Genomic DNA, 20927 nt, shown 5'->3' on the forward strand with positions numbered 1-20927 from the left:
ACAGGTGACGGTGTACATCACACGGCACATCACCACGTGCAGATCCGGGGCGGTGAGGGTGGGTTCGGGGTTCCCACATCGCAGTAGGACCGAGGTCGGACCACATGAGGCAATGCCTTCCGGCGGGCGCCGCCGACCGGAGGGGGGAGACGCGGCCGGCTCCAAGGGGGCGAACAGGTCGTCCACGCGTGCATCGTCGGTGACGGTGGCACGTCCGTACCGGCAGGGGCGCTCCGCGAGGCGGGCTTTCCGCCACCCCGAGCCGCACATGATCCGCTGCGCTCCAAGGCCCGTTTTGGATCACGGCGGTGGGGATCAATAGGATCCGCCGATGATCAGAAAACGACGGTCGGCGACGGGCCTCGGCGCCCTGCTCGCCCTGCTCGCGGCCGGACTCGCGTTCCCGGCCGGGGCGGTCGCCGACGAGACCACCGCGGACGCGCCGAAGGTCAACCTGGTGCTCGACGTCAGCGGTTCGATGCGCGCGCGGGACATCGACGGGCAGTCGCGCATGGCCGCGGCCAAGCAGGCGTTCAACGAGGTGCTGGACGCCACCCCCGAGGAGGTCCGGCTCGGCATCCGCACCCTCGGCGCCGACTACCCCGGCGACGACCGCAGGACGGGCTGCAAGGACACCGCGCAGCTATACCCGGTCGGCCCGCTGGACCGCACCGAGGCCAAGGCGGCGGTGGCCACGCTGACGCCGACCGGCTGGACACCGATCGGGCCGGCCCTGTTGGAGGCGGCCGACGACCTCGACGGCGGCACCGGCTCCAAGCGGATCGTGTTGATCAGCGACGGCGAGGACACCTGCGCCCCGCTCGACCCGTGCGAGGTGGCTCGGGAGATCGCGGCCAAGGGCATCGGCCTGACCATCGACACCCTCGGTCTGGTGCCGAACACGAAGCTGCGGCAGCAGCTCAGTTGCATCGCCGAGGCCACCGGCGGCACCTACACCTCGGTGGAGCACACCGACGAACTCGCCGAGAAAGTCAACCAGTTGGTGGAACGGGCGGCCAACCCGGTGGTGACGCCGGTGGCCGTGGAGGGCGCGGCGCGGTGTGCCAAGGCGCCGACCCTGAAGTCCGGCCTGTACACCGACCGCCAGGAGTTCGGCCAGGAACGCTGGTACCGAGTGGACGTGGCGCCCGGCCAGGAGCTGCGCGCCTCGGTGAGCGTGGCGGCGGACCGGGCGGTGAACCCGGACTACGGGGTGCTGCTGCGCGCGGTCACGGAGCACGGTCGGGAGATCGTGCGCGGTGAGGCGGCGGGCAACGGCCGTACGGACGTGATCTCCACGGGCCTGCGCTACCCGAGGCCGGACAGCGACGACGACGAGGCTCCGGCGGAGACGGTGTGCCTGCGGGTGACGAACTCCTTCTCGGCGGCCTCCGGCGTGAAGACCACGCCCGGCATGCCGCTGGAGCTGACCGTGGACGTGGTCGAGGGTCCGTCGCAGGCCGACGACGTGGCCTCCTTCGGGCTCGGCCGCGGCTGGTGGCTGCTCGGTGTCCTGGTACTGACCGGCTTCCTCGCGGGCATGGTGTGGGGTTGGCTGTCGCGTTGGCGTGTCGCGGTGTGGAGGACCAACTGATGTGGATCACACGTGTGGTGAGCGTCGCGCTGCTGACGCTGGGCCTTGCGGCGGGGCCCGCCGCAGCCGACTCGACGCCGTCCGCGAGTCCGTCCGAGGACGGCGCGGCGCCCACGTCGGCGGGCACGTCGTTCCGTACGGCGGCGGAGATCGACCAGGGGCGAACGGCGACGGCGAGCGCCTCGGCCGGTGACTACCTGTACTGGTCGTTCCCGGCCGACACGGGCCAACGTCCCACGGTGAGGGCGACGGTGAGGCTCCCCGAGGCACACGCGGCGCAGACCTGGCAGATCGACGTCTACGACGGTTTGAGGCGTCGTCAGGCCTGCCAGTACGGCGCGCAGACCCGCACGGCCGCCGCGGGCACCGCGTCGGTGGAGTTGGCATGCGTGCTGCGCACGGTGCGGTCCTGGTCGGAGCCGTGGGCCAACGACCCGCTGCCGGGCACGTACTACCTCCGGCTGACGGCGGTGGGCGTACGGACGGCCGACCTCGGGCAGCCGGTGACGGCCGAGGTGCGGGTGGAATCCAAGGAGATCGGCGGATCGGCGGCCGTGGACGGCCGGCTGGCCAAGCCGCTGGTACCGGGCATCGCGGTGACGTCGCAGCGGGACGAGGACACGTCCGAGACATCGGCCGTGCTGTCGGGCATCGAGCCGGACGACGGCTGGTCGTCGGGCTGGTGGTCCGACCGCTGGGTGTGGACGGCATCCGGCGCGGTGCTGGCGGCGCTCGCGGGCATCGGGGGGTACGCGCTGACGCGGGGCTCGGGGCGCCCGCCGCGCGTGCCGCCGAACGCCTGAGTCACCCGGGGCCCGCCGCTCACCTCACACGGCGGGCCCCTTCCACTTCCCGACGGCCTTCGGCGCCGCGACGGCACCGCGAGCCCGGTCGCTTCCCCGGGCGGTACACGGGCGACCTATAGTGGGCCCCATGAGCCGTTGGAGGGAGCTGACCGGGGAGTCGTCCGGAGAGGACTACGCCGCACGGTTCGCGGCCCTGGCCCGGAGCGGGAAGGACGTGCACGGCGAGGCACGGTTCTGCGCGGCGCTCGTGCCCGCCGGAGCGCGGGTGCTGGACGCCGGGTGCGGTACCGGACGGGTCATGATCCGGCTCGCGGAGCTCGGATACGACTGCGTCGGGGTGGATCTCGACGCGTCGATGCTGGCGGTGGCGCGGAAGCAGGCACCGGAGCTGCCCTGGTTCCGGGTCGATCTGGCCGAGTTCGAGCCGGACCTGCTCGGCATCGCGGCGGACTTCGATCTCGTGGTCGCCGCGGGCAACGTCTTCCCGTTGCTCGCCGCCGGCACCGAGGCCACGGTGGCCAAGCGGTTGGCCGCGGCCCTGCGTCCGGGCGGGCTGCTCGTCGCCGGCTTCGGCCTGGACGAAGCCCACCTGCCCGTGCCGCCCGGCATCACGCTGTCGGAGTACGACGACCACTGCGCCGCGGCCGGCCTCACCCTCGTCGACCGCTTCGCCGGCTGGGACGGCGACCCTTACGACGGCGGCGGCTATGCCGTCAGCGTCCACCGCCGGTGAGGGACGCGCGGGACGTCTCGACCCTCCGCGTCCGCCGAACCGTCGGTCCCGTCGCGCCGGACCGCACCGCCGTGTCGCGGCCCGGCGCGGAGGCGGACGCCGCGGAAGGAGCGGAGGCACGGTCCGCCCGCCGGCCCGTGGCGCCCCGCACTGTTTCCCGGATCTCGTCGGAAAGCCCGTACCGATCGGCGATTTCGTCGATGTGGCGTGGCCCATGAGCCGGGAAGCGTTCCGTCTCCGGCGCAGCGGGGGCCATCAGGACATGCGAATTCATCCGTCCCGTGCGCACCGGCTCCGCGAATCCGCTTCCTGCCATGGGCTCCGGTGCCGGCCCGGCCGGTTTCCTCGGTCGGCCTGACAGCGGAGTCGAATGGTCCGATGGGAGATCACCGCGAGGCGACGGGAAACGAAAAGGGCGAGGCGCCCTCTCGGCGCGTCCCACCCTGATCTCCGGCTCCTCCGGCTTCCCCGACGCGGTGTCGGCCGCCGGGGTCGGTCCGAGCCGGTCCGAGCCAGGCCGAGTCAGTCCGGGGCCCGGTACGCCGTCGCCTCCTCCAGAGCCCGCGGAGTCACGGTGCGCAGGAACGGAGCGACCACCAGGAGAGTGGCCACGGCGAACACGGCGAACGCCGTGCGCAGCCCGAACCACTCGGCGAGCACGCCCACCAGCCCGGCGCCCAGCGGCATCGCGCCCCAACTGAACAGGCGCGCGGCGGCGTTGTAGCGACCCATCAGTTCGGTCGCCACCATGCGCTGGCTGATGGTCCGGGAGTTCACCGTCCACAGCACGCCGCCCATGCCGCCCGCGAAGGCGCCCGCCGCCACCAGCCACAGGTCGGTGGTGAGCACCGGCGCGGCCATCATGGCGGCGGTGCCCAGCAGGTCGGCGAACATGGCCCAGCGCCGGCCGAGGAGCCGGTTGAGCGGGCTCACGGTGAGCGCGCCGACCAGACCGCCGGCTCCGAGGGCGCTGAGCAGCATGCCGTACTGCTGGGCGCTCAGCCCCATCAGGGAGGTCGCCACCAGGGGCATCAGGGCGAGCCAGGCGCCCCAGCAGGCGCACAGCACGGTCAGGGCGAGCGCCATCATCCGCAGCAGCCGCTGATGCCACAGGAAGCGCAGGCCCTCGGCGATCCGCTGGTTCACCGAACCGGTGGGCCGCTCTCCGGCGGCGCGCGGCGCGAACCGGCCGACCAGCAGGGCCAGCACCACCATGCCGATCACGTACGCCACGCCGGTGGCGCCCAGGGCGACACTCGCGCCCGCCGCCACCAGGAGCCCGCCGACGAAGGGGCCGCAGAACTCGTTGCACACCGTCTCGGCGCCGGCCACCCAGGCGTTGGCCCGCTCCAGTTTCGCCGGGGCGATCGCCGTGGGCACCAGGGCGGTCGCCGAGGTGAGGGCGACGACCTCGGCGATGCCCAGGGCGATGCCGCCCAGGTAGAGGGCGGAGAGGGTGGTCGTGCCGGTGACGGCGGTGCCGAGGAGCGCCGCGATGGCCGCCAGCCGGACGATGTTGGCGGCCCACAGCAGCCATCGGCGGTCGTAGCGGTCGACCAGCACGCCGACGTGGAGCGCCGTCAACAGCCACGGGAGCGTGAGGGCGAGTCCCACGGCCGAGACCAGGGCCGGGGACCGGGTGAGCTGGGTCGCCATCAGCGGCAGCGCCACCTTGGTGACACCGTCCGCCAGGTTGGTGAGGGAGGTGAACACCACCAACACGGTGGTGTTCCGCGTGCTCACGGCGTCCAGCGGGTGGCCCTGCGAGGGAGTCGGCGGCGCCTTCGACGGGGGTCCGGAGGCCGGTTCGGCGGTGGTCTTCTCCATTGCTTAACTCCCTAATCTGCTTAGGTGGTTAGCGTAGTGCGGAGTTACCGTTGACGCAGGAGGGAGGCTGCTAACCCATTCGGTGGAATGGCTGGTTATCATCCGCCGACTGGCCGGAACGAGGAGGGTGCATGACCGAACCACCTGCGGCGGTCGAGCTGATCATGGGCTTCACCAACACCGTCGACCTGGAGAGCGGACGGGACGAGTTGTCCACGCCCGCCGGACTCGCCCGCTGGCTGGTCGACGGAGGGCTCGTCGAGCGGTCACCCGACGTCACGGAAGCCGATCTCCGGGCCTGTCTGGAGCTGCGGGCCGGCATGCGCGAGGCCCTGGACGACGGCGGCGCGCCCGCGTCGCCGCACCGGCTGGCGCTCGCCGACGCCGTGCTGGCCCGGCTGCCGGTCATGGTCACGCTGACCGCGGCCACCGCGCCACCGGACGGCGGCCGGCCGGCCGCCGTCCTCGTTCCGTCCCCCGACCTCACCGGCGTTTCCGCGGCCGTGGCGCAGTTGGCCGTCGCCTGGGCCGAGTTGGTGCTGACCGGACGGATACGGCGGTTGAAGCGGTGCGCGGAGCGGCGGTGCGGCGAGGTGTTCTGGGACACCTCCCGCAACCACAGCCGCCGCTGGTGCTCCATGCAGGTGTGCGGCAACCGGACCAAGGTCCGGCGGCACACCGCCCGCCGGGCCGGAGCCGGATGAGCCCGCCGAGCCCGCCGTGACCGGCAGCGGACCGACCGCGAGCCCGGCCAGGCGACGGGCGTGGTGGTCCCGCGGCATCCCGTAGTGGTCGGCGGCCAGGACCGGCGCCGGGGTGTCGACGGGCTCCGCCTCCCGGCACCCGGCCATGGCTGGGTGGTGCCCTCGACGGGATTCGAACCCGCCCACACGGCTCCGGGGACCGGGGCGACGCGCGGTTTTCCGCAGGTGAGCGCCGCATGTGACGGTACGTCAGGCGTGGCATCGAGGGAATGGCTCGGGATGGCGAAAGCCGGCCGGTCGCCGTCGGCGATGCCGGCCGGTCATGGTGGTGCGCGGCGGCGTACCTGTTCGCACTTCGATCAATAGGGCTAATCAACGGGTCCTGGGGCGGCGGCTGTTACCTCCGTATCGTTTTTGAAGGTAATCGATATGGAGGAGGACCTTCAGATGAGCACCACTGCCTCGCGCCACTACTTCGAGACCCGGCTCCGGCTCACCGAGGACCCGCTGCTGCTCGCCGCCCGCCTCGCGGATTCCGGGCTGCACGAGTCGTACGTCGTTTACGAGAACGGCGGCAGTTGGTCCTACGCCGGCGGTGTGCGTGCCGAGCTGACGCTGGACCGCACGGGTGCCCGGCTGACCCAGGAGGGTGTCCCGGATGCCTTCCGGCCCTGGGGCGACCGGCCGCTGCGTCTGGTGTCCGAGCTGCTCGACACCGTCGCCGTGCCGTACTGGCGGGCCTACGGCTGGGCCGCCTTCGAGCTGTCGTACGCCAAGGACGGCGACCTGGAAGGCGTTGGCGACGGCCGGCTGATGCACCTCGTCGTGCCGCGCGCCGAGGTCCGCTTCGAGGCCGGGCACGCCCTGCTGCGCGCCGCGGACCAGGCCACCCTCGACGCTCTCCTCGACACCGTCACCAGCACCTCTCCCGTCGTCGGCGGGCAGCCCCGGCCGCTGGACGTGCACGCCACCGGCGGCACCCAGTACCGCGAGGCGGTGCGGCTCGCCGTCGACGAGATCAACGCCGGCGAACTGCACAAGGTGATCCTTTCCCGGGTCGTGGAGGTCGATGGCGACATCGACCTGACCAGCACCTACGTCGCCGGCCGCCGCGGCAACAACCCGGCCCGCTCCTTCATGCTCAACCTGGGTGGCACCGAGGCCATCGGCTTCAGTCCGGAGATCGTCGTCCAGGTCTCCGAGGACGGCAAGGTCGTCAGCCAGCCGCTGGCCGGCACCCGCGCCCTCACCGGCGACCTGCTCACCGACGAGGGCCTGCGCGCGGACCTGTTCGGTTCTCCGAAGGAGGTCTACGAGCACGCCATCTCCGTCAAGGTCGGCGCCGACGAGCTGGTCGACGTCTGCGTCGAAGGCTCGGTCGAGGTCCCGGAGTTCATGGCGATCCGCGAGCGCGGCAGCGTCCAGCACCTCGCCTCCCGCGTCGCCGGACAGCTCGCCCCCGGCCGGGAGGCCTGGGAGGCCTTCGGCGCGGTCTTCCCCGCCGTCACCGCGTCCGGGGTGCCGAAGTCGGCCGCGTACGCCTCCATACGCCGGCACGAGCAGGAGTCTCGCGGCCTCTACAGCGGCGCGGTCCTCACCGTCGACCACTCGGGCGCGATGGACGCGGCCCTGGTGCTGCGCAGCGCGTACCGCAAGGACGGGCGCACCTGGCTGCGGGCAGGCGCCGGCATCGTCGAACACTCCACGCCCGAGCGCGAGTTCGAGGAGACCTGCGAGAAGCTCGACAGCGTCGCCCGGTACCTCGTCCCGGCCGGTGCGGGCGGTATGCGATGAGAGTGGCCACCGGACTCCACCTCGCCGGCATCGGTAGTTGGCTGCCCGGGGAGACGACCACCGCGGACGCCGTGGCCCACGGCTGGTACGAGGACGCCGACCGTACCGCGTCCGGGATGCTCGCCGTACGGGTGGCCGGGGACCTCCCCGCCCCCGAGATGGCGGTACGGGCGGCGAGAACGGCCCTGCGCCGGGCGGGCCGCACCGGACTCGCGCCCGACGACTACGGCGCGCTGCTGCACTGCGCGACCTACCACCAGGGGCCCGATGGCTGGTCCGCGCCGCACTACGTCCTGCACCGCACCCTGGACCGCCCGATCGGAGCCGCCCAGGTGGGCCCCGGCTGCCTCGCCATGCTGACGGCCCTGGAGATGGCCGCCCACCGGCTCACCACCGACGACGGCCAGGACGCCGTCCTGCTCACCGCGGCCGACAACTTCTCCGCGCCCCTCGTGGACCGCTGGAATTCCTCCAAGCTGTTCCTCCTCGCCGACGGCGGCGCGGCCGTTGTGCTGTCGCGGCGGAACGGCTTCGCCCGGCTGCTGTCGGTCGGATCGGTCTCCGCCCCGTCGATGGAGGAACTGCACCGCGGCGGCGAGGAACTCTTCCCGCCCGGCGTCACCGTCGGCCGGTCGCTCGACTTCGAGGAGCGCAGCGACCACTGGCGCCGGCAGTGGGCCGAGGGAGCGGCGCCGCCGAAGGTCCACCTCGGCGACGTGGTCGCCGAGGCCGTCGACCGCGCCCTCGAGGAGGCGGACACGGACCTGGAGAAGGTGACGCGGATCTGCCACACCGGATACTCCGACGGCGCCTTGCACACCATCTACCTCGATCCGCTGGACATCGAGGTCACCGACGGAACCTGGGAGTTCACCCGCCGCATCGGTCACGTCGGCGCCGCGGACCCCTTCATCGGCCTCGAACACCTGTGGACGCGCGGCGAGGTCGTCCCCGGGGACCGTGTGCTGCTGCTCGCGGCGGGCCCCGGTATGGAGGTCGCCTGCGCGGTCGTGGAGATCACCGCGCCCTACTCGCCCCGCACCGCACGACAGGAGGAAGACCTGTGATGCTCGAAGGATGCACCCCCTGGCCGGCTGCGACGGCCGAGCGGTACCGCCGTGAGGGGCTGTGGAACGGCACGGACCTGGGGTCGCTGCCGCGCGCCTGGGCCGAGGCGTACGGCAATGCCACCGCGCTCGTCGCGGGCGACCGCCGGATCGGCTACACCGAACTGGCCGACCGCGTGGACCGCACGGCCGCCGGGTTCGTCCGCCGGGGAGTGGCGCCGGGGGACCGGATCGTCCTCCAGTTGCCCAACGTCCCCGCATTCGTGGAGGTGGCGTTCGCGCTGTTCCGGGTCGGCGCGAAGCCGGTTTTCTCACTCCCCTCGCACCGGGCGAACGAGATCCGGCATCTGTGTGAACTGTCCGGGGCCTCCGGTTACGTGGTCCCCGGCGTCTTCCGGGGCTTCGACCACACCGCGCTCGCCCTGGAAATGGCGGCCGAACTGCCCGCCCTGCGTCACGTCTACGCTCAGGGGGCGGCCGGCTCGCCCGAGGTGGTGCCGCTGGAGTCGGTCGACGCCGATCCCGCCGAGCTGCCCGTCAACGACCCCTCCGACGTGGCCTTCTTCCTGCTCTCCGGCGGGACGACCGCGCTGCCCAAGCTGATTCCGCGTACCCACGACGACTACGCCTACCAGATTCGCACGGTCACCACCCTCGCCGGGCTGACCACCGACGACGTCTATCTGGCCGCACTGCCCGTGGAGTTCAACTTCACCTGGGGCTGCCCCGGAGTGATCGGCACGCTGTCGGCCGGCGGCACCGTCGTCCTCGCCCAGGACCCCACCGCCGACGACTGCTTCCGGCTGATCGAGCGCGAGCGCGTCACCCTGACCTCTGTGGTGCCCACCGTGGCCAGGCTCTGGCTGGAAGAGCGGGAGTGGTCCGACGCGGACCTGTCCAGCCTCAAGGTCCTCCAGATCGGCGGGGCCCGACTCGAACCGGAGCTGGCCGCACGGGTCACGCCCGAGCTCGGCTGCCGGCTCCAGCAGGTGTTCGGCATGGCGGAGGGGCTTTTGACGATGTCCCGTCCCGACGACGACGTCGAGTCCCTCCTGCACACCCAGGGGCGGCCGGTGTCGCCGGCCGACGAGGTGAAGATCGTCGACGAGCGCGGGGCGGAGGTGCCGACCGGAGTCACCGGAGAGCTGCTCACCCGGGGCCCGTACACCCTGCGGGGCTACTACCGGGCTCCCGAGCACAATGCCAGAGCGTTCACCGAGGACGGCTTCTACCGCACCGGTGACCTGGCCGCCCTCACTCCGGAGGGACGGCTGATCATCCGGGGACGGCTCAAGGACGTCATCATCCGCGGCGGGGACAAGGTAGCGGCGGGCGAGGTGGAGACCCACCTGCTGAGCTGCCCGGAAGTCGTAGCGGCGGCCGTGGTGCCGGTGCCGGACGAATTCCTCGGCGAACGGATCTACGCCTTCCTCGTCGCCCGGCCGGACCACGAGGACGCTCGGAGCGAGGGCGACGGCGAGGCCGGACCGCCGGCCCTGGCCGAACTCAAGGCCGCGCTGCACGCGCGCGGGCTCGCCGACTACAAGCTGCCGGACCGCGCCGAGTTCGTACCGGACCTGCCGCTGACACCCCTCGGAAAGATCGACAAGAAGGTGCTAGCGGCGGCTGCCGCGGACCCCGCCCTGCCGCGCCGCTGGACGCCCGCCCCCACCGCGTCCGAGACCCCGGCCGTTCCTCTCCCCTCCGTCTCCCGCACACAGAAAGGGTGAACCGCCATGGCCGGCACACGCGCCGCACGTACCGTACCGCGCACCTCACCGCTCTCCGCCGACGAACTCCGCCAGGAAATCGCCGACGTGCTCGGTGTACAGGCCGACACGATCCCCGGTGACGCCCACCTCGTCCACCTCGGACTCGGTTCCCTGGAGATGATGCGCCTCGCCACCCGCTGGCGCAGGCAGGGACTGCCCGCCGTGTTCGCCGAACTCGCCGGCGCTCCCACTCTCGACGACTGGCACCGCCACCTCACCGACGCCTGGAACGCCCGGACCGGGGAGGTGGCGTGATGAGCGCCCTGTTGGTCAGGGGCGGCTGTCTCTACCCCGCGGACGCCACCGACCGCGTCGTCCCCGACGGCGCCGTCCTCGCGGAGGACGGCGTGGTGATTCGCGTCGGCACGACCGCGGAGGTCGAGGCCGCGATCCGGCCCGGACAGCGCGCCGGGCTGCGGACGATCGACGCCCGAGGTCGGATGATCCTGCCCGGCTTCGTCAACCCGCACTGGCACGAGATGTTCGCCATGCGCTTCCCCTTCAAGGGCGCGCTGCGCCACGCCTCCGACCGCGACGACAAGCCGGTGTTCATGGCGCTGGGCGGCGACGTTCCGCAGATCTCCGTCACCTTCGACGCCTTCCACGGTCAGGTGGACCGCCTCACGCCCGACGAGGCGCTCGCCATCGCCCGCTACTCGATGTGGACCCAGTTGCGCTCCGGCGTCACCGCCCTTGGCGACGTCGGATCCCTCAACAAGCCGGAGGCGCTCGCACACGCCGCCCGCGATCTCGGGATGCGCCTCACCGTGAGCACCTGGGCATCGGACGCGGTGTGCGCCCCCGGGGACAGCCGGTTCCGCCGCACTCGCGACGCAGACGGCGAACTCCAGCGCATCGAGAAGCTCCTGACCGACTGCGCGGCTGACCCCGACGGTCTCGTCCGGGCCTGGCCCACCGCCGTCTACGGCACCAACATGACCGACGAACTCGGTTTTGGGCTTGCGGAGTTGGCACACCGTTTCGACGTACCGTTCGCCACGCACGTCGGCGCGCTGCGCAACGAGGCCGAGGTGATGCTCGCGTACCACGGCTCCACCCCGGTGCGCCGGTTCGCCGACCTCGGGCTGCTCTCCGAGCGCTTCATGGCGGTGCACTGCGCGTTCGCCGACGCCGACGAGCGGGCCCTGCTGATCGACGCGGGCGCGCACCTGAACCACTCGCCGGCCAAGTACGGCCCGGCGGGGGAGGCGTCCCTCACCGAGACCCGGCTGTTCCCCGAGTTCCGGCGGGCCGGACTCGACGTCTCGCTGTCCACCGACGGCGCCGCCCTGCCGCTCGGCGGAATGGCGGAGGCCATGCGCGCCGCGTGGCAGGTCTACAACGAGATGTACGCCGACCCCACCGAGGTGCTGCCCACCGACGCGCTGGCGATGGCGACCCGGCTGCCCGCCCGTGGACTCGACCAGAGCGACCGGATCGGCAGCCTCGAACCGGGCAAACAGGCCGACCTGCTGCTGGTCAAGGCCGACGACTGGCGCTACCTGCTCAACCCCCGCCCGCTGGAGGGCTTTCTCTCCCTGGGCGGCTCCATGGACGTGGACACCGTGGTCGTCGCCGGCCGGGTCCTGGTCGAGGGCGGCCGGTCCACCGGCCCGGACGAGGAGGCACTGGAGGCCGACTACCTGGAAGCGCTGAGTTCCTTCACCGTGCGCTGCCTCGGTGTGGACGCCGACACCGTCGCCGCCCGGCTGCGGCGGCGCACCGAGACGCTCGCGGACCCACGGCCGGCCCGGACGGGCATGGCACCTCTCCCCACCGGCCGGAAGGAACGGCGATGAACGCGAAGACGGCCCTGGTCACCGGGGCGGCAGGCGGAATCGGGGCGGCGGTTGCCCGTGCCCTGGCCGCGGACGGCGCGCGGGTCGCGCTGCTCGACGCCGATCCGGCCGCCCTGGAACCGCTGGCGAAGGAACTCCGGACAGCCGGCGCAGCGGTCCTGGAGTTGGGCGCGGACGTGCGTTCCAGCGACGAGGTGGGCGCCGCGGTCGACCGCACGGAACGCGAACTCGGACCGCTCGACTTCCTGGTGAACGCCGCGGGCGTGCTGCGCACCGGTGAGGTCGCGAGCTTCAGCGACGAGGACTGGGACACCACCTTCGCGGTCAACGCGACCGGCGTCTTCCACGTCAGCCGGGCCGTCGCCAACCTCATGGTGCCGCGCCGGTCCGGGGCGATCGTCACGGTCGCCTCGAACGCCGCGTGCGTTCCGCGCTGGAGCATGGCGGCCTACGCCGCGTCGAAGGCCGCGGCCACCAGTTTCACCAAGACGCTGGGGCTCGAACTGGCCCGGTTCGGCATCCGCTGCAACGTGGTCGCCCCCGGCTCCACCGAGACGCCGATGCTCGCCTCGATGCACGCGGACGGCGACGCGGTCGGCCCCTCCGTGGAGGGCTCGCCCGGTACGTACCGCGTGGGCATTCCACTCGGCAGGATCGCCCGGCCCGAGGACATCGCGCACGCTGTGCTCTTCCTGCTCTCCGACCGGGCCGCGCACATCACCCTGCACAGCCTGACAGTGGACGGCGGTGCCGCGCTCGGCGTCTGAGCCACGCCTTTCCCCTTCCTTCCATCCCTCTTGGAGCCACGATGACGATCCCTCTGATCGACCCCTATCCCATGCCGACCGAGGACGATTTGCCGCGCAACACCGCGCACTGGGTGGTCGACCCCGATCGCGCCGTCCTGCTCGTCCACGACTTGCAGAACTACTTCCTCAGCCCCTTCGGGTACGGCGGCCCGGACGAGGGCCGTCAACCGCTGACCGACCTGATGGACCACACCGCGGCGCTCCGCGGGGCGTTCGCGGAGGCCGGGGCGCCGGTCGTCTACACCGCCCAGCCCGGCGGCATGTCGGACGAACAGCGCGGACTGCTCAAGGACTTCTGGGGCGCCGGAATGAGCGCGGACCCGGACCACCGCGCCATCCCCGAGCGGATCGCGCCCGCCCCCGACGACCAGGTGTTCACCAAGTGGCGGCCCAGCGCCTTCTGCCGTACCGATCTGCTCGCCCTGCTGCGCCGCACCGGCCGCGACCAGTTGGTGATCTGCGGCGTCTATGCCCACGTCGGCATCCTGATGACCGCTCACGAGGGTTTCTCCCACGACATCCAGACCTTCGTGGTGGGCGACGCGATCGCCGACTTCTCCGCCGACCGCCACCGCGAGACGCTGGAGTACGTCGCCTCCCGCTGCTCGGTCACCGTCTCCACCCGCGCGGTCCTGGCCGCGCTGGACGGAAGTGCGCGATGAGTCCCCATCCGCTGCTCGCCCGGGTGCTCGGAGCCGATCCGCCACCGTTCGCCCTGCTGCACCGGCCCGGAGCCACCGGACCCGACCTGATCGACCTGATCGTCGGCCGGACCGCCGAGCGGGAGCTGATCGCCGACATCCCGCTGCGCGCCGAGGAACCGGACGGCACGGCTCCGGGAACCGCCGCCAGGCACGAGGTCCTCGCGCTGCTGCCCTACCGGCAGATCCGCGAGCGTGGCTACGCCTGTCCCGACGACGGGGCGCCACTGCTGACGATGACCGTCGACGATCAGGCCGTCCTGCCGCTCGACGAGGTGCTTCAGGCGCTGCCCGACGTCCCGATCAACATGGCGGAGGGGGCCTTCGACGCCGACGACGACGAGTACGCGGCCCGGGTGCGGCGGGTGCTCACCGAGGAGATCGGCCGGGGAGCCGGGGCCAACTTCGTCATCAAGCGGTCCTTCACCGCGCGGATCGCCGACTGGTCGGCGCACACCGCGCTGTCGTTCTTCCGACGTCTGGCCGGCCGCGACCCCGGCGGCTACTGGACGTTCGTCGTCCACACCGGGAACCGCACCTTCGTGGGAGCCTCCCCGGAGCGCCACATCAGTCTGGACGCGGGCCGGGTCGTGATGAACCCGATCAGCGGGACGTACCGCTATCCGGCGGACGGTCCCGACCTGGCCGGTGTGCTCGACTTCCTCGCCGACCCCAAGGAGGCCAACGAGCTCTACATGGTGCTCGACGAGGAGCTCAAGATGATGGGCCGGATCTGCGACCTGGGTGGACGGGTCATCGGTCCCGCCCTCAAGCAGATGGCCAGACTCGCCCACACCGAGTACCTCATCGAGGGCCACAGTTCCCTGGACGTACGGGACATCCTCCGGGAGACCCTGTTCGCACCCACCGTCACCGGCGGCCCGCTGGAGAGCGCCTGCGAGGTGATCGGCCGTCACGAGCCGGAAGGCCGTGGCCACTACGCCGGTGTCGCCGCGCTGATCGGCCGGGACGAGCACGGCGCCCGCACCATGGACTCGGCCATCCTCATCCGTACGGCCGAGATCGATCCGGCCGGGCAGGTGCGAATCCAGGTGGGCGCGACCCTGGTACGCGACTCCGACCCGGCGGGCGAGGCCGCGGAGACCCGGGCCAAGGCGGCCGGACTCATCGAGACGCTGCGCTCCCCGACGGGCGACCCAGCGGGCCCCGGTCCGGTGGCCGGCCTCGCGACGCATCCCGACGTGCTACGGGCGCTGGCCGCACGCAACGAGCCGCTGGCCGACTTCTGGTTCCTGCCGCCCGCGGACCGCGGCCGCCCGGTGCCCGCTCTCGCCGGTCGGCGGGTGCTGGTGATCGACGCCGAGGACACCTTCACCGCGATGGCCCGCCACCTCCTGGAGGCCCAGGGGCTGCGGATCGTGGTGAAGCGCCACGACGAGGAGTTCCGGCTCGACGCGCACGACCTCGTCATCGTCGGGCCGGGGCCGGGGGACCCGAGGGACACGGACGACCCCAAGATCGCCCGGATGCGACAGGTGACCACCGAACTCCTGGACCGGGGCATCCCGTTCCTCTCCGTCTGCCTGGGGCACCAGGTGCTGAGCAGCCTGCTCGGGCTCCCGCTCGTACGGCACCCCACGCCCGCCCAGGGGCTCCAGCGCCACATCGACTGCTTCGGCCGCGACGAACCGGTCGGCTTCTACAACACCTTCGCCGCCCACGCCGCACGGGACCTGATCGACTGTCCGGCCCGCCCGGGGCGGGTCCGGGTGTTCCGTGAGGAGACGGGCGAGGTACACGCCCTGCGCGGTCCGGGGTTCGCCTCGGTGCAGTTCCACCCCGCATCGGTGCTGACCCGGCGCGGCGGCGAGCTGCTCGCCGAACTCCTCTCCGGGGTGCTCGGAGAGGTAACGGAGCTTTATCGGGAGGCCGTTGCCCCCGCCACGCTACCTGCATAACGTCATAGCCGGTAACGGAGGTTCGGGCCGCACCCGTCGGCCGCCTCCACCGCGCCCACCGGCGTCCACCCGGGAAAGGACCTGCCCGATGCGCTTCGACAACATCTGGATCGCCGGTACCGGAGGCACCCTGGGTGAATCCGTGCCGGTGGAGGAGGCCGTGGCCGACGGCTCCTACTCGGCCGACGCCGCCGCCGGCACCGGCATGATCAGCTACTCCCGCTCGGCCGAGGCACCGCCGGAGATGGCGGTCACAGCGGGACGGCAGGCGATCAAGGAAGCCGGCGCGAAGGACGCGCGGATCGATCCGGACTCTCTCCTCCTGCACAGCCACGGCCACTTCCAGGGCATCGACCTGTGGCCCGCGGCCTGCTGGATCGCCCGCGAACTGCTCGGACCCGTCCTCAACAGCATGCCGATGACGGTCGCCGCCTGGTCCAACGGCTCGCTCGCCTCGCTCGACGTCGCCGCCTCGACCCTCATCGCCCGACCCGACGTGCCTTCCGCCCTGATCACCCTCGCGGACCGCTTCGCGCCGCCGAGCAACCGTTGGTACACCTCGCCCGGCATGGTCTTCGGCGACGGGGCCGCCGCCGCGGTGGTCACCCGCGACGCCGGCAGGCTCCGCCTGCGCTCCCTGGTCAGCGAGACCGACACCGTCCTGGAAGGTCTGTCCCGCGGTGCCGAGCCCTTCCGCGCCGCGCCCGTCGAGCAGCCGGACATGCGCCGCAGGACCCGCGAGTTCCTCGCCACCGGCGAGGTGTCACTGCGCGACGTGCAGAACAGGTCGGTGGAGCGCACCCGTAGCGTCGTCGGCCGCGCTCTCGACGAGGCGGACGTGGCACCGGACGGCGTCGACTGGCTGGTGACCCCCTTCGTCGGCCGGACCCTGCACCGCGAGAGCTTCGTGCGCCACCTCGACATCACACCACGCAACTCCCTGCACGAACTCGGGCTGACCATCGGCCACCTCGGCCCGTGCGACCAGTTGTACGGCCTCGACCACCTGCTGAGGAACGACCTGCTGAGCCCCGGGGACCGGATTCTCGTGATCGGCACCGGCATGGGCTTCACCTTCTCCGCCGCGGTCCTCACCGCCGACGGGATCTGACCTCACACCGCCCCGCCCTTCCCCCGTACCCCGCCTCCGCATCCGCCTCCGCATCATGAAGGGACATACGCAGATGAGCCTCGTCCGCATCCCGGCCACCGCCCCCGCCGACACGTTCTCCGGCGCCCCGGCCGCCGTCCGGCTGCCCACCCCCGCCGAGCTCCGCGAGGAGATCCCGCTTCCGCCCCTCGCCCGCAAGACCACCCGGAAAGCCCGCATCGAACTCGCCCGGGTGCTCGCCGGCCAGGACGACCGACTGGTCGTCATCGCGGGCCCGTGCTCCGTCCACGACCCGGACGCCGCCCTCACCTACGCCGAGCGGCTCTCCGCGCTCGCCGCCGAGCTCCAGGACCGTCTCCTGGTCGTCATGCGGGTGTACGTCGAGAAACCCCGCACCCGGGTCGGCTGGAAGGGACTGCTCAGCGACCCCCGGCTCGACGGCTCGCAGGACCTGCCCAGCGGCCTGAGGCTGGCCCGTGGACTGATGGCCCAGATCGCGGGCACCGGCCTGCCGGTCGCCTGCGAGCTTCTCGACCCGCTCGTCCCGCACTATCTCGCCGACGCCGTCTCCTGGGGGTGCATCGGCGCCCGTACCGTACAGAGCCAGGTGCACCGCCAGGTCACCAGCGGCCTCGACATGCCGATCGGCTTCAAGAACGCCACCGACGGCAGCGTCGAGGACGCGGTCGACGCCATCGTCTCCGCCTCGCACCCGCACGTGTACCCCGGCATCGGCGACGACGGCAGGGCCACCGTGGTCAGCACCGAGGGAAACCCCGGCGGCCATGTGGTGCTGCGCGGCGGCAGCAACGGCCCCAACTACCAGGCCGGGTCGGTCTCCGCGGTCCTGACGCAACTGGCCGCCGCCGGGCTGCCGCAGCGGCTGATCGTCGACGCCAGCCACGGCAACAGCAACAAGGACCACGAGCGCCAACCCCTGGTGATCGGCGACATCGCCCGACGTATCGCCGCCGGTGAGCAGGGTGTCGTCGGTGTCATGATCGAGAGCTTCCTGGCCGCGGGCCGGCAGGACCTCAAGACCGGCCGTCCCGACCCGCTCACCTACGGACAGAGCGTCACCGACGCCTGCGTGGGCTGGGCGCAGACCGTCCGAATGCTCGAGGACCTCGCCTCCGCGGTCGCCGCCCGCCGCGCGGCGCTCACCCCGGCGCCCCGGAACTGACAGCCGGCACCCGTCGCCGGCACCCCCACGGCGGGCCCCCACCGCCGCGCGCACCCCTCCGCGCGGCGCCCTCCGCCGGCGCCCCGGCCCCCGGGCTCCCCCCGGCCCCCGGGCTCCCCCCGGCCATCCGACTTCGTGAACATCCAGAGAGGAATCAGCACCGTGGCAATCAACACGAGTTCGACCCTGCCCCTGGCCCGCGTTCTCGACGGTGCGCGGACCGCCGCGACGCACCGGCGCACCCTCACCGTCCCAGCGTCCGCCATGGCACGTCCCGAGGAGTACGCGACGGCCGCGCTGGCCGCGCTCGTGCACCGCTACACGGGAGAGACGGAACCCCTGATCGACCGGCAGCGACACCCGCATTCGTGCGAGTCCACCGCGATAAGGGTGACCGGCGACACCACGGCCGCGCAGCTCGTCCACGCCGCCGCGCAGGCCGGCGCCGCGGCCCCCGCCGGGCGCCCGGCGCACGCCGCGGTGACCACCACCGGCCGGTCCGGCGAGGCGCTCGCCGCTCTGACCCTGTCCGTCTCCCTCTCCGAGAAGACCTTCGAACTCGTCCTGAACGCCGACGAGTTCGATGCCCAGGCCGCCGACCAGTACGCTCGCCACCTGGAGCTGGTGCTCGCCGCGCTGACCGCCGCGCCCGAGAGCACCGTGCGCGACATCGCCCTGCTCACCGAGGAGGAGACCCACCGCACCCTGGTGGAGTGGAACGACACCGCGGGACCGGTCCCGCGGCCCTTCTTCCACGAGCTGGTCGCGGAGCACGCCCGGCGCACCCCCGACGCCCTCGCCGTGGTCCTGCCCGGCGCCCGGCTGACATACCGCGAGCTCGACGAGCAGGCCAACCAGCTCGCCCACCGGCTGGCCGGCCGCGGAGTGCGGCCCGGCGACCGGATCGGCGTCTGCTTCCCGCGCGGCGCGGAGAGCCTGATCGCCCAACTGGCCTGCTTCAAGCTGGCCTGCGCGGCGATCCTGCTGGACAGTGATTTCCCGGCGGAGCGCATCCGTTACATGATCGAGGACGCCTCGGCCGCCGCCGTGCTGACCCTGGCCGCCCACGAGCCGAAGGTGGCGGGTCTCGCCCCGGTCCTGTCCCTGGACACCGAGGACTGGCGCACCGAGCCGGTCACCGAGGTCGGCGAGTCCGTGAGCGCGGACGACCTGATCCACATCTGCTACACCTCCGGCTCCACCGGCGCCCCCAAGGCCGTCATGGTCCGCTTCGGAGCGGCCCGCAACCTGATCCACAGCATGAGCGAGCTGTGCGGCATGACCAGTGCCTCCCAGGGCACCTGGCTCGCGGCCCCCGGCTACGGAATGATCGAGGTCGAGTGCTTCCCGGTGCTCGCCGTCGGCGGCACCGTGCACATCCCGGACGTCTCCGTGGTCGCCTCCGAGTACCGCCTCCAGGAATGGTTCCTGCGCGAGGGCATCACCACCACCCTCCTGATGAAGCCGATGGCCGAGCGGCTGTGGCGTCTGGAGTGGCCCGAGGGCACACCGCTGGAGAACATCCGGGTCTGCGGCGAGCGCATCCAGTCCTGGCCGCCGGCCGGCCTGCCGTTCCGGCTGATCAACCTGTACGGCTCCGCCGAGGCGACCGTGGTCGCCGCCTGTGACATCACCGAACTGGGCGAACGGCTTGGCGAGGAGGGCCGGGCCCGTCGGCTGCCCCCGATCGGCCGACCCACCACCAACGTCACCATCTATGTCCTCGACGAGGACTTCCGCCCGCTGCCGCCGGGGCTGGTCGGCGAACTCTGCGTCGCCGGCGTAAGCCTCTCGGCCGGTTATCTGGGCCGCCCCGAGGCCACCGCGGAGAAGTGGATCACCAATCCGATCGACCCGGCCCGGCACCCGGTCATGTACCGCACCGGCGATCTCGCCCGGTACTGGCCGGACGGCAGTATCGAGATCGTCGGCCGCACGGACAACCAGGTCAAGGTGCGCGGCAACCGGGTTCACCTCGGTGAGATCGAGGTCGTCCTGACCACACTGCCCGGCGTTCGGCAGGCCGCGGTGCTCGCCCGGCAGGACGGGCAGGGCGATGTGCAGCTCACCGCGTACATCGAGCCCGACGCCGGCGCGGCGCCCTCGGTGCGGGCCATCCGCCACGATCTCGGCCGGCGGCTGCCGTCCTTCATGGTCCCCGCGGCCTATGTCATCGGCGGGCTGCCCACCAGTACCAACGGCAAGATCGACCGTGCCGCGCTGCCGGAGCCGCCGCGCTCCCGCCCGCACGTCGACACCGCCTACCAGGCTCCGTCCGGCGCTCTGGAGGAGTCGCTGCACGGGCTGTGGGCGAAGGTCCTCGAACTGGACGGGGTCGGGGTGCTCGACAACTTCTTCGACCTGGGCGGCGACTCCCTGCGGGCGGCCCGGCTGGCCGAGTTGGTCCGCGAACTGTACGGGGTGGAGTTGGAGATGGTCGACCTCTTCGACGAGCCGACCGTGGAGAAGATGGCCGGACTGGTCGCCCGTACCGTCGCCGCCGCCTGAACCGGCCGATCTCCCCGCCCGTCGCGGTGGCGCGTCCGCGGCAGTGGCTCCCGCGCCGTGACGTGGGGGCCGCTGCCGCGCGGTCGCTGTCGGGCCGGGTCACGGGCACGGCGCGGGCGCCGAGGTCAGCGGGGGGTCACGCGTCCAGCATCTCCAGGTAGTGCTTGTTGTACATGATGCCGAGGACATTGCCGAAGGGATCGGTCACGGACGCGGTGACGAAGCCCGGACCGTACTCGGTCAGTGGTGTGTACAGCGTGGCGCCCATGGAGAGCAGCCGGTCGAGGGCGGCCTCCACGTCGTCGACGTGCCAGTGGCCGATCGCCCCTCCGGGCGTCCTGGGCAGGCCCGGCGGGGCATAACGCCGGTCGATCAGACCGAGTTCGGTCTGGTGGTCACCGATCCTGAACTCGTAGTAGGCCGCCGGCCGACCGTCGTCCGGGCGCTGGAAGTACGGCTGTGTGCCCAGCAGCTCGGCGTACCACGTCTTGGCTGCTTCCACGTCGTCGGCGAAGAAATTGACGGTGGCGAGTCCTCGCAGCATGGGTGGTTCCTCTCGTCGTTCTGTAACTGTGACCATCCTCCGACCCAAAGGGCTCA

The 20927-nt window shown here is 72.2% G+C and carries 17 protein-coding genes; 15 read left to right on the forward strand and 2 right to left on the reverse strand.

The genetic code is table 11. The annotated features are described in order from the left end of the window. Positions 1-331 precede the first annotated feature (331 nt). The 3 genes from IF47_RS0113515 to IF47_RS0113525 all read left to right on the forward strand — a co-directional run bounded on the left by IF47_RS0113515 (position 332) and on the right by IF47_RS0113525 (position 3133). Complete coding sequence (locus IF47_RS0113515) at positions 332-1594, forward strand: VWA domain-containing protein (protein ID WP_031508989.1); 1263 nt, start codon at positions 332-334, stop codon at positions 1592-1594. Then, entirely contained in the window at positions 1594-2397 is an 804-nt protein-coding gene (locus IF47_RS0113520) for a hypothetical protein (protein WP_031508990.1), read from the forward strand. Before IF47_RS0113515 ends, IF47_RS0113520 begins: the two co-directional genes overlap by 1 nt. 130 nt (positions 2398-2527) lie before the next feature. Beyond that, complete coding sequence (locus IF47_RS0113525; RefSeq protein ID WP_031508991.1) at positions 2528-3133, forward strand: class I SAM-dependent methyltransferase; 606 nt, start codon at positions 2528-2530, stop codon at positions 3131-3133. Positions 3134-3655: 522 nt separating this feature from the next. On the opposite strand, the gene IF47_RS0113530 is transcribed toward IF47_RS0113525, so the two are convergent. Continuing rightward, entirely contained in the window at positions 3656-4960 is a 1305-nt protein-coding gene (locus tag IF47_RS0113530) for an MFS transporter (RefSeq protein ID WP_078591801.1), read from the reverse strand. Between the two features lie 131 nt (positions 4961-5091). Between IF47_RS0113530 and IF47_RS0113535 the strand changes: the two genes are divergently transcribed. From IF47_RS0113535 to IF47_RS0113590, 12 genes are all read left to right on the forward strand, one after another. Beyond that, positions 5092-5664 carry a CGNR zinc finger domain-containing protein gene (locus IF47_RS0113535; protein WP_031508993.1) on the forward strand — a complete coding sequence of 191 codons (573 nt, stop codon included), beginning with the start codon at positions 5092-5094 and terminating at the stop codon, positions 5662-5664. Between the two features lie 447 nt (positions 5665-6111). Continuing rightward, positions 6112-7458, forward strand: coding sequence for a salicylate synthase (locus IF47_RS0113540; protein ID WP_031508994.1), 1347 nt, complete (start codon positions 6112-6114; stop codon positions 7456-7458). Beyond that, the gene (locus IF47_RS0113545) at positions 7455-8525 is read left to right on the forward strand and encodes a ketoacyl-ACP synthase III family protein (protein WP_031508995.1); all 1071 of its coding nucleotides are present in this window, start codon (positions 7455-7457) and stop codon (positions 8523-8525) included. Before IF47_RS0113540 ends, IF47_RS0113545 begins: the two co-directional genes overlap by 4 nt. Beyond that, positions 8525-10255 (forward strand): (2,3-dihydroxybenzoyl)adenylate synthase, encoded by a 1731-nt coding sequence (locus IF47_RS0113550; protein ID WP_211257209.1) that lies wholly within the window; start codon positions 8525-8527, stop codon positions 10253-10255. The genes IF47_RS0113545 and IF47_RS0113550 overlap by 1 nt, the downstream gene beginning before the upstream one ends. A 6-nt stretch (positions 10256-10261) precedes the next feature. Continuing rightward, on the forward strand, positions 10262-10552 hold the full coding sequence (locus IF47_RS0113555; protein ID WP_031508997.1) for a phosphopantetheine-binding protein: 291 nt from the start codon (positions 10262-10264) through the stop codon (positions 10550-10552). Then, entirely contained in the window at positions 10552-12096 is a 1545-nt protein-coding gene (locus tag IF47_RS0113560) for an amidohydrolase family protein (protein ID WP_031508998.1), read from the forward strand. Before IF47_RS0113555 ends, IF47_RS0113560 begins: the two co-directional genes overlap by 1 nt. Continuing rightward, positions 12093-12863, forward strand: coding sequence for a 2,3-dihydro-2,3-dihydroxybenzoate dehydrogenase (locus tag IF47_RS0113565; RefSeq protein ID WP_031508999.1), 771 nt, complete (start codon positions 12093-12095; stop codon positions 12861-12863). The genes IF47_RS0113560 and IF47_RS0113565 overlap by 4 nt, the downstream gene beginning before the upstream one ends. Positions 12864-12904: 41 nt before the next feature. Beyond that, positions 12905-13567, forward strand: coding sequence for an isochorismatase family protein (locus IF47_RS0113570; protein ID WP_031509000.1), 663 nt, complete (start codon positions 12905-12907; stop codon positions 13565-13567). Further along, positions 13564-15525: an anthranilate synthase family protein gene (locus tag IF47_RS0113575; protein WP_031509001.1), complete on the forward strand. Its 1962-nt coding sequence runs from the start codon at positions 13564-13566 to the stop codon at positions 15523-15525. Before IF47_RS0113570 ends, IF47_RS0113575 begins: the two co-directional genes overlap by 4 nt. 88 nt (positions 15526-15613) lie before the next feature. Then, on the forward strand, positions 15614-16636 hold the full coding sequence (locus IF47_RS0113580; protein ID WP_031509002.1) for a ketoacyl-ACP synthase III family protein: 1023 nt from the start codon (positions 15614-15616) through the stop codon (positions 16634-16636). A 73-nt stretch (positions 16637-16709) separates the two neighbouring features. Next, on the forward strand, positions 16710-17819 hold the full coding sequence (locus IF47_RS0113585) for a 3-deoxy-7-phosphoheptulonate synthase (RefSeq protein ID WP_031509003.1): 1110 nt from the start codon (positions 16710-16712) through the stop codon (positions 17817-17819). A 162-nt stretch (positions 17820-17981) separates the two neighbouring features. Continuing rightward, the gene (locus tag IF47_RS0113590; protein ID WP_031509004.1) at positions 17982-20327 is read left to right on the forward strand and encodes a non-ribosomal peptide synthetase; all 2346 of its coding nucleotides are present in this window, start codon (positions 17982-17984) and stop codon (positions 20325-20327) included. A gap of 136 nt (positions 20328-20463) precedes the next feature. Here the strand turns inward: IF47_RS0113590 and IF47_RS0113595 are convergent, their stop codons facing one another. After that, positions 20464-20871: a VOC family protein gene (locus IF47_RS0113595; RefSeq protein WP_031509005.1), complete on the reverse strand. Its 408-nt coding sequence runs from the start codon at positions 20869-20871 to the stop codon at positions 20464-20466. Positions 20872-20927 lie beyond the last annotated feature (56 nt).

It is taken from the genome of Streptomyces megasporus, from assembly GCF_000718985.1.
In the GTDB taxonomy this organism is placed as follows: domain Bacteria; phylum Actinomycetota; class Actinomycetes; order Streptomycetales; family Streptomycetaceae; genus Streptomyces; species Streptomyces megasporus.

What these genes read in the sequence shown, in the direction of transcription:
- IF47_RS0113560 (WP_031508998.1), top strand. Translation starts at nt 10,552, where the DNA reads ATGAGCGCCCTGTTGGTCAGGGGCGGCTGTCTCTACCCCGCGGACGCC.
- IF47_RS0113570 (WP_031509000.1), top strand. Translation starts at nt 12,905, where the DNA reads ATGACGATCCCTCTGATCGACCCCTATCCCATGCCGACCGAGGACGAT.
- IF47_RS0113555 (WP_031508997.1), top strand. Translation starts at nt 10,262, where the DNA reads ATGGCCGGCACACGCGCCGCACGTACCGTACCGCGCACCTCACCGCTC.
- IF47_RS0113525 (WP_031508991.1), top strand. Translation starts at nt 2,528, where the DNA reads ATGAGCCGTTGGAGGGAGCTGACCGGGGAGTCGTCCGGAGAGGACTAC.
- IF47_RS0113585 (WP_031509003.1), top strand. Translation starts at nt 16,710, where the DNA reads ATGAGCCTCGTCCGCATCCCGGCCACCGCCCCCGCCGACACGTTCTCC.
- IF47_RS0113540 (WP_031508994.1), top strand. Translation starts at nt 6,112, where the DNA reads ATGAGCACCACTGCCTCGCGCCACTACTTCGAGACCCGGCTCCGGCTC.
- IF47_RS0113530 (WP_078591801.1), bottom strand. Translation starts at nt 4,960, where the DNA reads ATGGAGAAGACCACCGCCGAACCGGCCTCCGGACCCCCGTCGAAGGCG.
- IF47_RS0113520 (WP_031508990.1), top strand. Translation starts at nt 1,594, where the DNA reads ATGTGGATCACACGTGTGGTGAGCGTCGCGCTGCTGACGCTGGGCCTT.
- IF47_RS0113595 (WP_031509005.1), bottom strand. Translation starts at nt 20,871, where the DNA reads ATGCTGCGAGGACTCGCCACCGTCAATTTCTTCGCCGACGACGTGGAA.
- IF47_RS0113565 (WP_031508999.1), top strand. Translation starts at nt 12,093, where the DNA reads ATGAACGCGAAGACGGCCCTGGTCACCGGGGCGGCAGGCGGAATCGGG.
- IF47_RS0113575 (WP_031509001.1), top strand. Translation starts at nt 13,564, where the DNA reads ATGAGTCCCCATCCGCTGCTCGCCCGGGTGCTCGGAGCCGATCCGCCA.
- IF47_RS0113545 (WP_031508995.1), top strand. Translation starts at nt 7,455, where the DNA reads ATGAGAGTGGCCACCGGACTCCACCTCGCCGGCATCGGTAGTTGGCTG.
- IF47_RS0113550 (WP_211257209.1), top strand. Translation starts at nt 8,525, where the DNA reads ATGCTCGAAGGATGCACCCCCTGGCCGGCTGCGACGGCCGAGCGGTAC.
- IF47_RS0113535 (WP_031508993.1), top strand. Translation starts at nt 5,092, where the DNA reads ATGACCGAACCACCTGCGGCGGTCGAGCTGATCATGGGCTTCACCAAC.
- IF47_RS0113515 (WP_031508989.1), top strand. Translation starts at nt 332, where the DNA reads ATGATCAGAAAACGACGGTCGGCGACGGGCCTCGGCGCCCTGCTCGCC.
- IF47_RS0113580 (WP_031509002.1), top strand. Translation starts at nt 15,614, where the DNA reads ATGCGCTTCGACAACATCTGGATCGCCGGTACCGGAGGCACCCTGGGT.